This is a genomic window from Streptomyces olindensis, from assembly GCF_040645895.1.
Classification (GTDB): Bacteria; Actinomycetota; Actinomycetes; order Streptomycetales; family Streptomycetaceae; genus Streptomyces; species Streptomyces olindensis.
The window spans coordinates 24,589-36,983 of the sequence record NZ_JBEYZD010000087.1 but is presented as its reverse complement, the minus strand read 5'-3'; the positions used below and the strand labels follow the sequence as shown (position 1 = coordinate 36,983).

The 12,395-nt window shown below is 69.6% G+C and carries 13 protein-coding genes; 11 read left to right on the top strand and 2 right to left on the bottom strand.

Going from position 1 to position 12,395, the window contains the following annotated elements; translation table 11 throughout:
* Positions 1 to 132 precede the first annotated feature (132 nt).
* Positions 133 to 786: a MobC family plasmid mobilization relaxosome protein gene (locus tag ABZ948_RS35890; protein ID WP_359766826.1), complete on the top strand. Its 654-nt coding sequence runs from the start codon at positions 133 to 135 to the stop codon at positions 784 to 786.
* The gene (locus ABZ948_RS35885; RefSeq protein ID WP_359766825.1) at positions 783 to 2,477 is read left to right on the top strand and encodes a relaxase/mobilization nuclease domain-containing protein; all 1,695 of its coding nucleotides are present in this window, start codon (positions 783 to 785) and stop codon (positions 2,475 to 2,477) included. Before ABZ948_RS35890 ends, ABZ948_RS35885 begins: the two co-directional genes overlap by 4 nt.
* Here ABZ948_RS35885 and ABZ948_RS35880 read toward each other — a convergent pair whose 3' ends face one another.
* Positions 2,478 to 3,023: a flavoprotein gene (locus tag ABZ948_RS35880; protein WP_359766823.1), complete on the bottom strand. Its 546-nt coding sequence runs from the start codon at positions 3,021 to 3,023 to the stop codon at positions 2,478 to 2,480. It lies immediately after the preceding gene.
* The gene (locus ABZ948_RS35875; RefSeq protein ID WP_359766821.1) at positions 3,020 to 4,291 is read right to left on the bottom strand and encodes a helix-turn-helix domain-containing protein; all 1,272 of its coding nucleotides are present in this window, start codon (positions 4,289 to 4,291) and stop codon (positions 3,020 to 3,022) included. The genes ABZ948_RS35880 and ABZ948_RS35875 overlap by 4 nt, the downstream gene beginning before the upstream one ends.
* A 175-nt stretch (positions 4,292 to 4,466) precedes the next feature.
* Between ABZ948_RS35875 and ABZ948_RS35870 the strand changes: the two genes are divergently transcribed.
* The 9 genes from ABZ948_RS35870 to ABZ948_RS35830 all read left to right on the top strand — a co-directional run bounded on the left by ABZ948_RS35870 (position 4,467) and on the right by ABZ948_RS35830 (position 12,369).
* Positions 4,467 to 4,907, top strand: coding sequence for an ATP-binding protein (locus ABZ948_RS35870; protein ID WP_359766819.1), 441 nt, complete (start codon positions 4,467 to 4,469; stop codon positions 4,905 to 4,907).
* Between the two features lie 41 nt (positions 4,908 to 4,948).
* Positions 4,949 to 6,229, top strand: coding sequence for a carboxyvinyltransferase (locus ABZ948_RS35865; RefSeq protein WP_359766832.1), 1,281 nt, complete (start codon positions 4,949 to 4,951; stop codon positions 6,227 to 6,229).
* Positions 6,226 to 7,467, top strand: a complete 1,242-nt coding sequence (locus tag ABZ948_RS35860) for a metallophosphoesterase (RefSeq protein ID WP_359766818.1) — start codon at positions 6,226 to 6,228, stop codon at positions 7,465 to 7,467. Before ABZ948_RS35865 ends, ABZ948_RS35860 begins: the two co-directional genes overlap by 4 nt.
* Positions 7,464 to 8,003, top strand: a complete 540-nt coding sequence (gene dcd / locus ABZ948_RS35855; protein ID WP_356922374.1) for a dCTP deaminase — start codon at positions 7,464 to 7,466, stop codon at positions 8,001 to 8,003. The genes ABZ948_RS35860 and dcd overlap by 4 nt, the downstream gene beginning before the upstream one ends.
* Positions 8,000 to 8,536, top strand: a complete 537-nt coding sequence (locus ABZ948_RS35850) for a dCTP deaminase (RefSeq protein ID WP_359766816.1) — start codon at positions 8,000 to 8,002, stop codon at positions 8,534 to 8,536. Before dcd ends, ABZ948_RS35850 begins: the two co-directional genes overlap by 4 nt.
* The gene (locus ABZ948_RS35845; protein ID WP_359766814.1) at positions 8,533 to 9,654 is read left to right on the top strand and encodes a glycosyltransferase family 4 protein; all 1,122 of its coding nucleotides are present in this window, start codon (positions 8,533 to 8,535) and stop codon (positions 9,652 to 9,654) included. The genes ABZ948_RS35850 and ABZ948_RS35845 overlap by 4 nt, the downstream gene beginning before the upstream one ends.
* 93 nt (positions 9,655 to 9,747) lie before the next feature.
* Positions 9,748 to 10,791, top strand: a complete 1,044-nt coding sequence (locus ABZ948_RS35840) for a serine hydrolase domain-containing protein (protein WP_359766812.1) — start codon at positions 9,748 to 9,750, stop codon at positions 10,789 to 10,791.
* A gap of 330 nt (positions 10,792 to 11,121) precedes the next feature.
* On the top strand, positions 11,122 to 11,478 hold the full coding sequence (locus ABZ948_RS35835; protein WP_359766810.1) for a carboxymuconolactone decarboxylase family protein: 357 nt from the start codon (positions 11,122 to 11,124) through the stop codon (positions 11,476 to 11,478).
* A gap of 36 nt (positions 11,479 to 11,514) precedes the next feature.
* Positions 11,515 to 12,369 carry a class II glutamine amidotransferase gene (locus ABZ948_RS35830; RefSeq protein ID WP_359766808.1) on the top strand — a complete coding sequence of 285 codons (855 nt, stop codon included), beginning with the start codon at positions 11,515 to 11,517 and terminating at the stop codon, positions 12,367 to 12,369.
* Positions 12,370 to 12,395 lie beyond the last annotated feature (26 nt).

Below are 12,395 nucleotides of genomic sequence, written 5' to 3'. Positions count from 1 at the left end.
CGCGGGGGACGAGCGACCGCACCGTAACGAGTCAACCCGACATCGCCGCTCCACCCGTCCTTGCCCTGAACAGGGATGGGGCGAGTTCGACCGGTCAGTGACCGCCCAGCAACACTCTCGGAGAACCACCACATGCGCAACCAGCACCACGAACTCCGTTTGCGCCAGCAGGAGATGACCACCACTCCAGCCACAACGCCAGCAAGGTATGCCGCTGGACCGTCCAAGGACGGCGCCAACGCGGAAACCTCCGCCCCGGGGGTGGCGGAGGCTGTCGGGCACCAGGGGGTGCCCGACAGGGAACAGCCCGTCGACACCGCCGCGGACCCGCCGCTGCCGCGTGCTGCCGAAGCCGCCGCGCTGCACCGTGTCGCCCGACGCCGCAAGCCCGACCCGAACGGCCAGCGCAAGGAGCGAGTCGACGCCCGCTACAGCCTCGGGGAGAAGCAGGACATCCTGCGCATGGCCCGGTCACTGAACATCGCCGGCGCGCACTATGTCGGCGCCGTCGTGATGGCCCACGTCCACGGCGACCTTGCCCTGCCCGGCCAGCGCACGCCGCTCGACGACTACATCGACGAGCTGACCGCCCTGCGCCATCAGGTCGCCAAGATCGGCCACAACATCAACCAGATCGCCAAGAAGCTCAACTCCGGCGGTCATGCGCACCCTGGGGATACCGCCGTCCTGGCCCAGGCCGAGCAGACGCTGACCGCGGTCGGCGCCACCGTCCGCCACATCGCCACAGCGGCGAACGAGGCTGTCTCCAAGAAGGTGGCCAGGTGATCGCGAAGATCAGCAGCGGCAAGGACACCGTCGGCCTGATCCGGTACCTGTTCGACACGAAGAAGGCCAAGGACCACACCGACCCGCACCTGGTCGCCTCCTGGGACGACTTCGCCCCCGACCTCGGCCGCAGCGACGACTTCGACGCCACGAGGAGGCTCCTCGTGGCCGACCTCGACCTGCACGTCAAGCAGGCCCGGCGGCTCGGCCGCGCCCCCGATAAGCATGTGTGGCACTGCTCGATCCGCGCCGCTCCCGAAGACCGCATCCTCAGCGATGAGGAGTGGGCTGGCATAGCCCGTCGCGTCGTCGCCGCCACCGGCATCGCGCCCGACGGCGACCCGGACGGCTGCCGTTGGGTCGCCGTCCGCCACGCCCCCGACCACATCCACATCGCCGCCACCAAGGTCCGCGCGGACCTGCGCACCGCCCGTCACTGGAACGACTACCTCACCGCCGACCGCGAACTCGCCGCCATCGAGAAGGAATACGGCCTGCTCCAAGTCGTACGCGGGGACCGCACCGCCGCCAAGCGGCCCACCCGCGCCGAGCAGGAGAAGGCCCGCCGCGCCGGCCAGGACAAGACCCCTCGCGAACGCCTGCGCAGCACTGTGCGCACCGCCGTGGCCGCCGCCTCCGGCATCGAGGAGTTCGTTCACCTGCTCAGTCACATCGACGGCGTGCTCGTCGAGATCGTGTACTTCCCCTCCGGCGACGTCCGTGGCTACAAGGTCGCTCTCGAAGACGAGGTGAACGGCCCTGTCTGGTACTCGGGCTCCAAACTCGCTCCGGACCTGTCCTTCCACAAGATCCAGGAACGCCTGAAGGCCGTCGACCCGCAGCCCACCGGCAAACCGGGCCGGCGCCGGCCCAACCCCTGGCACCAGGCCACCGCCGCCACCGATCGCATCCCTCACCGCCTCGACCAGGGCGACGACGAAGCCTCCCAGGCCCACCTCGCCGCCTTCGGAGAAGCCCTCGACGCCCTGCCCCTCCTCGCGCCGGCCCCCATCCACTCCCAGCTCCGCGAGGCAGCGACCGCGTTCGAGCGCGCCACCCGTTCTCGCATCCAGGCCGAACACCACCACGCCCGCGCCCTGCGCAGCGCCGTTCGGGCCATGGTCCGCGAGCCCGCCCCCAAGGACGGCGCCGTCCTTGCGATGTTCCTCGACGCCGCGATCTTCGTCGTCATGGCCGCGGCCCGCTGGCACCAGCTCCGCCACCACAACCAGCAGGTCGCCGCCGCCCACCAGACCCTGGTACACCTTCGAGCCGCGTATGAGCAGGCAGCAGCCGCGCCGCTGGCCGCCCTGACCCAGCGCCGACCGCCCCAGCAGACAGTGGACCGGCACATCAGCCGCATACGTCAGGTAGTACCCGACCATGCGCAGCAGGTCCTGGACGACTCGTCCTTCGACGCACTCGTCACCGTGCTCACCGACGCCGAGGCCGCCGGCCACGACCCCGAGCGGCTCCTCGAACAGGCCGCCCACCAGCGCCCCCTGGACGATGCCCGCCGCCCCGCACGGGTACTGACCTGGCGCATCCAGCGCCTGAGCGCAAGGGCGGCGGTCAGCGCAGGCGCCCGCGCAGCGCAGGCTCGAAGCGCGGGACAACACCCCAGCGCACCGGTGCCTGCGGAAACGGCTGCCCCAGCAGCGCCGCAACCCCGGCAAGCACGGCGGCGTTGATCACGGCCGCGCAGTGAGCCTGTGCGCAAGCAGCTCCAGCGCTTCTTCCCAGCGATAGCGGTCGGCGCCGCCGCCGGCCTTCGGCCGGTGAGGTTCGTACGAGCCGATCAGGACGCCCATCTCGCGCAGCCGTTCCAGGCTCTGGCGGTATGCGGGGTGGGCGGCCTGGGCGGAGTTCAGGTACGGCAGCACGGCGACCGGGATACCCATGGCGGGTGCCTCGCACAGGATGCCCAGGGCGAGATTGTCGGAGATGCCGGCGGCCCACTTGTTGACGGTGTTGAAGCTGGCCGGGGCGACCGCGATCGCATCCGCAGGACGGGTCGGGCGCGGCTCACCCGGTGATCGCCAGGCTGAGCGGATGGGGCGGCCGGTCTGGGCCTCGACCGCGTCCACGTCAAGGAAGCCGAGGCCCTGTGGGGTCGCGATGACGCCGACCTCCCAGTGCCGCTCCTGTGCTGCGGTGATCAGCCGACCGACGTCGGCGACGACCCCGGCCGCGCAGACCACGATCTGGAGGAACGGCTTGTCGGGCTGATCACTCACGCGGGGACTCCCAGTTGGCGGCTGAAGTGGTGCAGCTCGGGCAGTGCCCGGCGGTGGTCGCGGGCTGCCATGTCGGCGACCAGTTCGCGTACGGCCGGGCGGCGGATGTCCTGTGCCGCGCAGCTCTCGGCGATGCGCAGGGCCTGGTAGCCGTCGGCGAGCCTGCCCTGCTGACTGTAGGCGCGGGCGGTATCCACCCAGAGCGCGGCCCGGCGCTCGGGGACGGGGATGTGTCGCCGCATGAGGGGCCGTGCGGTGTGCAGGGCGATGCCGGCATCGCCGAAGGAGACTGCCGCGCTGACCTCATGCAGGGAGACGTTGGTCGGGCTGAAGTTCGCCCATGCGTCCGGCCGGTCGAAGGCGACATGACGAGCTACCTCCTTGGCCTCGGTGAGGAAGTCCTGGGTGGTGTCGCGGTCGCCGTTTCTGCTGGCTGCGGTCGCCCCGCGGAGCAACAGCAGTCCGACTGCTGCCAGGTATCGGGGCGGGCGCTGGTCGTAGGAGCCGGTGAGCTGGTCGGCGGTGTGGCGGATGATGTTCACGGCCTGGGCGGTGTGCTTCTCCCGTACGAGGACGTGGGCGTGCACGCGGACACTCGCGGCGAGGACGACAGGGTCCCCGGACCGTTCCGCCTCGGCCATGGCCCTGCCGGCCGCAAGCCAGGCGTTGCCCTGATCGGCTCGCTTCAGCAGCAGACTCACGGACGTCTGGTAGGCGGTCGCGAGCAGCCTGGATGCCTCCGCCGAGCCGGATGAGCCGCCGGCGGCCTGGCGCAGGTCGGCGATCAGGCCCGGCAGGGTCTGCTCCAGTTCCGCGTAGTTGCACATGTGGAACATCCGGCGTACAGCCCGTGTCCGGTCCCGTAGCTCGTCGATGCCCAGGGCTTGCCCGGTGGCCCCTGGGCTCGTGCCGGGCAGCAGGACCCGGACCAGCTCGTGATGTGCTGCGGTGGACGACGGTGGGGCCGCGAGGGCGGCAGCGCTCACGGCGAGGAAAGTACGGCGGTGCATGTCCTCTGTTCCGGGCTCGGCTGGGCTGGCATCAGAAGGGGCGGCGAGGCCGAGACGTCGCGGCGGAATCTCCAGCACCTCCGCGATTTCGCGCAGCACGCGAACGTCCTCCGTGCCCCTGCCGCTCTCCAGGCGGCTCACTTTCGACTGGTGATACCCCAGGGCGGCGGCAACGTCCTTCTGCGAGCGCCGCTGTAACACGCGTGCCTGACGGATCACTTCGCCGATCCGTCTCGCTTCACTCAGTGCATCGGCCATCTGTGCCACGGCCCTCCTGCCGTCGCCGATCCTGCCTGCTCAACCGAGCGTAACCGAGCAGTGATGGGCCGCGATGCAGCTCCTGCATAAGTGATGCAGCCCCAGCACACGGCGTGGCCCCGCTTGCCCCTGGAGCGGTTGCGTGGAGTAGCCGCACCGATCCAGGAGGCCGCTCATGGAAGCGCACCAGCTCACTCTCTCGCTGTCCGCCACACCTGCTGCGGTATCCGCCGCCCGGCACGAGGCCGCAGACGCGATGGCGGGCTGGAAGGCGGAGGAGCTGAACGGCGATGTGCTGCACACCGCCGGGCTGGTGATCAGCGAGCTGCTGGCCAACGCCGTCCAGCACGCAGACACCGACCACGTTTCGATGGCTGTGCGGCTCATCGATGCCGCTCTGCGCATCGAGGTCTGGGACTCCAGCCCGGTGCTGCCGCGGCCCCGCCTCCCGGACGACCACAGCGAGGACGGCCGCGGCCTGTTCCTCGTCGCCGCTCTGACCGACCGATACGGCGCCAAGCCGACACCCACGGGCAAACGGTGCTGGGCCGAGATCGACCTGACCATCCGCTCAGATCGGGAAACCGCAGTCTCCCTTCCCCTCCAGAGGAGTTGATCGTGGCAGACACCGTCTCCACCCCGCTCAGGGCGGCCGAGGTGATCGCCGTACGACCGGGACCACCGCTCACCGGCATCGTCACCGTCGATGGGTCCAAGAATGCCGCCCTCCCGCTGCTGGCCGCCGCGGCGGCCCTTGGCCGCCCTGTGCGGCTGGGCAATGTGCCGGCCAACACGGACGTCCAGATCATGCTCGCGCTGCTGCAGCAGGCCGGCTGGCACGTCGCGCAGCCCGTCGGAGAGCCGAGCACTGCGGTGATCCTTCCGACGGAGAGCCGGTGCACGGTTCCCGTACTGGCCCAGGCCGCCCAGATCCGCGCCTCCTACTACCTGGTGCCGGCCCTGCTCGCACGGCACGGGCAAGCGCGGCTGCCGTGGCCGGGAGGTTGCCGGATCGGTGCGCGCGGGATGGAACTGCACTTCAAGGTGTACCAGGCGTTCGGGGACCGGACCGCCGTGGACGATTCCGGGTACCGCGTCGAGGCAGTCGCTCCCGATACGGCCACCGTCTCCCTGATGCTGCCGTTCCGCTCGCGAGGGGCGACCGTGGCGGCCGTGCTCCGGGCCGTCACGGCCGGACGAACGCTACGGCTGGGCGAACCCAACCTCTCGCCGGAAGTTCTGTGCGTACTCGACGCCCTGAGCGCAGTGGGCTGGGAAGCCCGAACGAGCGAGCACCTCCTGACTTTGTCACCACCGTCCTCGGAGGCGGCCGACGCCGTCTGGGCGGTGCCCGGAGACAAGGTCGAAGCGGGGACACTGGCCTGCGCGGTTGCCGCCACCGGGGGTGACGCACGTATCGAGGGAGTCCGGAGCAAGGACATGGGGCCGCTGGTCGGGGCCCTGCGACGGCTGGGGATCCCCGTCAGCAGCGAGACCGAAGCCCTCGCCGTTCGCGCCCAGGATGCGAGGATGACCGGTCGTCCTCTGCGGGCCATCGCCTCCCTCAGCCCCGGCGGCCTGGACGCCGACTTCGAACCTCCGCTCATGGCACTCGCACTCGGCCTGCCCGGCAACCACCTGTTCGCCGACACGATCAACCCTGGCCGCCACGGCAACCTGTTGCCTCAACTCGCCCGTCTCGGAGCCGGTATCGAGGAGATCTCCCCCACCGAGTGCCGTCTCACCGGCCCCCAGCGGCTGACCGGGACAGGCGTGGAGGCCGCCGACATCCGCACCGGTTCCGCACTCATGGTCGCCGGCCTCACCGCCCGCGGTGTCACCACCCTCGGTGGCCTCGACCAGCTCCGCCGCGGTCACGCCGACCTGCCCGGCAAGCTCCGCGCGCTGGGCGCCGACATCTGCGAGGTCACCCCATGACCACCCCCCGCACCCTGCGCCAGGTCGTGGCCACCACGGACGTCCACTCCACCTTCGACAACGCCGTGTCCTTCCTGACTCACCTCGACGCCCTCCACGAGACCTCGCTCATCGTGGACTGCGGTGACTTCTTCGAAGGCAGCGGCTACTACCGCCTCGCCCACGGCGCCATCGAGCGCGAGATCCTGCTCAAGCTCTACGACGTGCTGGCGCCCGGGAACCATGGCTGGCACCACCACTTCGAACCCGGACTCCACCAGCTCACCGTCTGCGCCAATGCGGTCGACGCCGACACCGGTGACGCACTCTTCCGCCGTGTACGCACCGCGCGCGTCGGTGGCCGGCGCGTCGGCATCACCGCGGTCATCGGGCAGCAGGCGTTCAACAGCATCCCCGCCGGGCAGCGAGACGGTCACAGCGCCACCGACCCCGTCCAGGCCCTGCGCGAGATCACGCTCGCCCACCACCACGAAGTGGACGACTGGATCCTGCTCAGCCACTCCGGCTTCGACGAGGACCTCAAGCTCGCCGCCGCCTGCCCCTTCCTCGACCTGATCTTCGCGGGCCACTGCCACAGCGACCACTACGGCCCTGTCCATGTCGGAGACACCCTCGTCCTCAAAGGCCGAGAACTCGCCGCCGGATACGCCCTCGCCGAGCCGGTCGGCAGCGGCTGGGCCGCGCGCATCGCCGACTTCCCGGAGCACAGCTCGAGCACCACTCCGAAAAGACTCGTCAAGGTCACACGGCAGCTCGACCGCATGCGCAGAGCGCTGGCCGATGCCATCGGTCCCGTCAGCGAGGCGTACTGCCATCAAGTACCAGACCGGAACCGTTTACTCACCGATGTTGCCTCGCGGCTGCGCACCGGACTCGGCGCCGACGCGGTCATCCTCAACGAGACCGCGCTCCGCCCCGTGCCCCTCGGCAGCACGCTCACACGGGGCGACCTGCTCGCCATCGAGCCCTTCGGCAACCAGCTGGTCCACGCCCAGATCCCAGACAGGTACCGCAATGCTCCACAGGACCTCCTCGCCCAGCTCGTGGAACAGACCGGTCCTCTCGTCACCATGCCGGATCCCCTGCCCGACGGCATCACCACAGTCCTGACGACCGACTACGTCGCCGAGAACTACCTCGGCCGGCGCACCCACGAGGCGGGCCTGCGCCTCGACCAGGCAGTCCAGCACGTGCTCACAACGCCGCGTCCCGACACCGCCCCTGGAGACAAGCGATGATCCTCACCGGTCCCGAGATCACCGCAGCCGCACACGACGGCCGCCTCCGCATCACCCCCTTCTCCGCCGAGCAGGTCAACCCCAACAGCTACAACGTGCGCCTCGGATCAACCCTGATCGTCTACACCTCCGAGGTACTGGACGCCCACCGCCCCAACCCCACCCGCGACATCACCATCGCCCCGGAGGGCGAGGTCCTCCAGCCCGGCGAGCTGTACCTCGGCCACACCCTCGAAGAGGTCGGCTCCGACACCTTCGTCCCGTTGCTCTTCGGTCGCTCGTCCATCGGGCGGCTCGGCCTGTTCGTCGAGATCACCGCTCCGATCGGAGACATCGGCTTCCACGGCCAGTGGACGCTGATGCTCACCCCGACCCGCCCGTTGCGGGTGTACGCGGGCATGAGGATCGGGCAGATCATGTTCTTCGTCTCCACCGGCGACATCGACCCCTACCGCGGCAAGTACCAGGCCGCCGCCGGCCCGCAGCCGTCGAGGTACTGGCGGGACACGGCTCGCATCAAGGCGGTGGCCTCGTGATCCTCACCGGCCCCGCAATCAACGCTGCCATCCAGACCGGCGAGATCACGATCCACCCGTACGATCCGGCCCGCCTCTCCCCGAACGCCTACGACTGGCGACTCGGCGACACGATCCGCGTCTGCACCGGTGACCTGGACGCCGCCGCTCCCACCGAGTTCACCGAACAGACCATTCCCGCCGCGGGCCTGGTGCTGAAGCCCGGAGTGCTCTACCTCGGCGTCACGCTGGAGCAGACAAGCTCGGAGACATACGCACAGCTCCTCAACGGCGACCGCACCATCGGCGCGCTCGGCATCTGGGTCCACGTCTCCGCCCCGCTCGGCCACCAAGGCCATGCCATCCGCTGGACCCTGGAAATCCGTGCGGCCAAGCCCGTCCGCATCTACCCGGGCATGACCTTCGGCAAGCTCGCCTTTCTCACAGCCTTCGGCGCCCCGGTCAGCTACCAGCAACAGTGCGCCAAGTACGCGGCCAGCAACGGCATCGACACCTCCCGGCTCTACGAGGAGATGCAGGGACGCGCCTCGTGAACCCTGTCGCGCAGCACACCGCTGGGCCGCTGGCCGCCACCTGCCTGGACCTTCCTGCGGGAAGCCCCGGTGGAAGCGTCGAACTCTTCCTCGACCTCTACACCGGCGACCATCCTCTCGTCCCAGCCCGCGCGTTCATGCTCGGTCCGTCCGCTCCGACACACCGCCTCCCCGCCGGACTCGACCTACTGACCGTGGCCGGGAAGTGCCTGGAGGGCCCCGCCTTCGGCCGCTACGTCGCAGCCCTGCGCAAGGCCCTCGCGGTCGCGATCGACCCAGCCCAGATCGGCGTCCTGCACCTACAGCACCTCGCCTTCGGCGCCACTCCCGCCCTGATCCGGGCCCTGCCCTCGCATCCCCGCATCGCCCTGGTCCACGGCACGGACCTGATCTTCGCCGAGGCACACCGCGACCAACTACAAGTCCTGCGCGAGTCCGCCCGAGCCGCTGACGCCATCGTGGTGCCCACCGGTGCGATGGCCGACCACCTCCTCAAGCTCGCTCCACAGATCGACCGCAGAAAGATCGCCCACATCCCCTGGGGCGTCCCCGACCATCTGCTCACCGATCCGCCCACCCGGCCAGCCCGAGCAGCCTCCAGCCACTTGCGACTGCTCTACGCGGGACGGCTGACCGCCGAGAAGGGCGTCGAGGCCCTGGTCAGGAGTCTGGCCCGAGTGCCAGGCATCGAGCTCAGCATCGCCGCGCCCCGAGCCCAATTCCATGCCCTGGCTCCGCTCCTGCAACGGGCCGGCGTGAAGGCCCGCTACCTCGGCTGGCTCCGCCGTCCACAGCTGTGGAGAGCGTTCACCGAACACGACGCGCTGGTCATGCCGTCCACGACCCTGGAGGCCATGGGCCTGGTCGCGCTGGAGGCCCAAGCCTGCGGACTGCCCGTCCTGTACCAGCCCGTACCCGGCCTCAGCGAAACCCTCGCCGCCTCCGGCGTGGCCACCGACTTCAGGCACTCCGCGGCCCTGGTCCGCGATCTCGACCGGCTGCGAACCTCCCCCGGCCTGCTGTCCGCCCTAAGGCAGGCAGGCTACGCAAACGCGGCACGCTATCCGCTCTCGGCAACCGCACGCTCCCTGACCGACCTCGGCCGCCAACTCGCCTGAACCTCATTCCGACGGCCCGACACGTCACTACCCGACCCACTGCACGAACGTCACTACGCTGACCGGCGGGATGCCCCGGCGAACAGGGAGACCATGACGTACGACAGCGACCGCATCGAAGCCCTACTGGAAGAGGGCGTCCGCGACAAGGTGTACCCCGGCGCCGTGTGGGCCGTCGGCGACTCCACTGGTATCCGCGCACAAGGCACCACCGGCGTCCTCGACCCCGACCAGCCGGACGTGCCGATGCGCACCGACACCGTCTTCGACGCCGCCAGCCTCACCAAGATCCTTGCCGTGTGGTCCTCCATCGGCGCCCTGTGGCAGGACGGCACCCTCGACCTCGACCAGCCACTCGGAACCATCTGGCCCGAGGTCACCGGCCACCCGCTCGGCGCCGTAACCACCCGGCAGCTGCTGACACACACGGCCGGCGTCCCACTGCGGGCCCAGCTGAAGAACCTCTACGGCACCGATGCGGAGGACATCCGCAGCGGCGTTCTCCACGAGCGACTCCACCGGCCCCCCGGCCAAGCGGTCGAGTACACCGACCGGGCCGCCCTCATCCTCGGCTACCTCGCCGAACACCTCTCCGGCCAGCCATTGGACCAGCTGGCCACCACCCGCACCTGGCACCCACTGGGCATGAACTCCACCCGTTTCGGCCCTCTGCCCGACGAGATCGCTGCCCGCTGCGCGCCGACCGAACTCGACCAGGACACCGACACTCACCTCAAGGGAATCGCCCACGACTTCTCCGCACGCCTCCTGGGCGGCGTCTGCGGCATCGCCGGCGTCTTCACCGTCCTCGACGACCTCGTCGCCTTCCTGCGCTACATGCTCGACGCCTCCACATCCCGCACTCGGGCCGGCTTCGGGACCAAGTGGACCGCCTACTCCCTGACCATCCAGACCGGCGAACTCCACCCCGCACGCGGGCTGTTCTGGCATCCGGCCCCTGGCACTACCGCCGAGCAGGACGTGTGGGTCCACTACGGCTTCACCGGCACAGGCATGTGGGTCTCGCCCACCAAGGACCGATGGGCGGTACTTCTGACCAACAAGCTCTACTACACCCGCGACCGCGGACCACTGACCGATGTCCGCAACGCCTTCCGGGGACTCGCCTTCAGGTAGGAAACCGGCGGCCTCCCCGGTGACCGGCCTCCCATGGAACACTGGATCGCGACCACCCGGCGCACGGGGGATGTAAGCCTCCGCGTTGCCGCCTTTCGCGGCGTACCGTCGCGCCGTGTGAAGTCCGCCCGCTCTTCCGTTGCCAGGCGAAACTCTTGCGATAGGGCCAGGCATCGTCGGTCAGGAAGGCTGTAATCACCTGCTCAGCCCAACATGCGCTCTGCTCTCGCGGCTCCTACCGTGGATAAGTAAACGGCCGACGCGTGAGGTTCCCGGGGGGAACGGGATGGCGCGTGCCGGCTCCGCACAGTACCGGAAGGCGGACCGGACATGGCCACACGGTCAGGCACCCCCGTTCTCGACACGCTCGCCGCCATGACGGTCGACTCGATCGAGCGCTGCGGCCTGGACGAGAGAACGCTCATTCTCACCCGCCTGGCCGCGCTCGCGGCCATGGACGCACCGGCGATCTCCTACCTCGCGCATGTCGACCCTGCCATCAAGGCCAACCTGACCGCCGAGCAACTGCAGGACGTTCTCGTCGCCATCGCCCCGGTGGTCGGCACGGCACGCGTCATGTCGGCCGCGACTCACATCACCGAGGCACTCGGCATCACCATCGCATTGGCCGAGGCCGAGGCCGAGGCAATGGCCGAGGCGGAAGCCCAGAGCCGGAGCAGGGCCTGAGCGGGTTGTCTCAATACAAGGAACGGGGGACCCAAGATGTGCCGCTGGATCGCCTACTCGGGTACGCCCGTCCTTCTCAGTCAGGTCCTGTTCCAGCCGCAACACTCCTTGATCGACCAGAGCCTGCACTCCCGCATGGGGGTGGAGACGACCAACGGCGACGGTTTCGGTGTCGGCTGGTACACGCAGGACGCGGACACTCCGGCGGTGCTGCGGGATGTCGGTCCTGCCTGGAACGACCGCAATCTGCTGGAGGTCGCTCACCACGTTCGCTCGGGTCTGTTCTTCGCGCACATCAGGGCCTCGACCGGGACTGCCGTGCAGCAGACCAACTCTCACCCCTTCCGGAGCGGTCGCTGGATGTGGATGCACAACGGGGCCATCAGCGGGTTCCACCGGCTCCGGCGGGACCTCGCACTGGCCGTCGATCCGGCCTTGTATCCAGAGATCGAGGGCTCCACCGACTCCGAGCTCATGTTCTTCCTGGCCCTCACGTTCGGTTTGACGGATGATCCTCCCGGTGCCGTGGCGCGCATGGCGGGCCTGGTCGAGAAAGCGGGGCACGCGCACGACATCCCCCACCCGCTGCAGATGACCCTCGCGGTGGCCGACGGCGAACGCGTATGGGCCTTCCGCTACTCCAGCGAGGGCCGCTCACGGTCGTTGTACTTCAGCACCAGGGTGGACACCCTGCGCGCGCTCCACCCGGACGCCGCGTTCCTGCGGGACATCTCCGACGAGACCCGCCTCGTCGTGTCCGAACCGCTGGGCACCCTCCCCGGCGCATGGAACGAGGTGCCGGAGAGCAGTTACGGCATCATCCAGCCGGGCCATGACGCGCTCCACGCCTTCCGGCCCGACCTGCCGGAAGACGACTCGGCCCAGGGCTGAGCAGCGCGCACAAGGCTCCTGGCCGA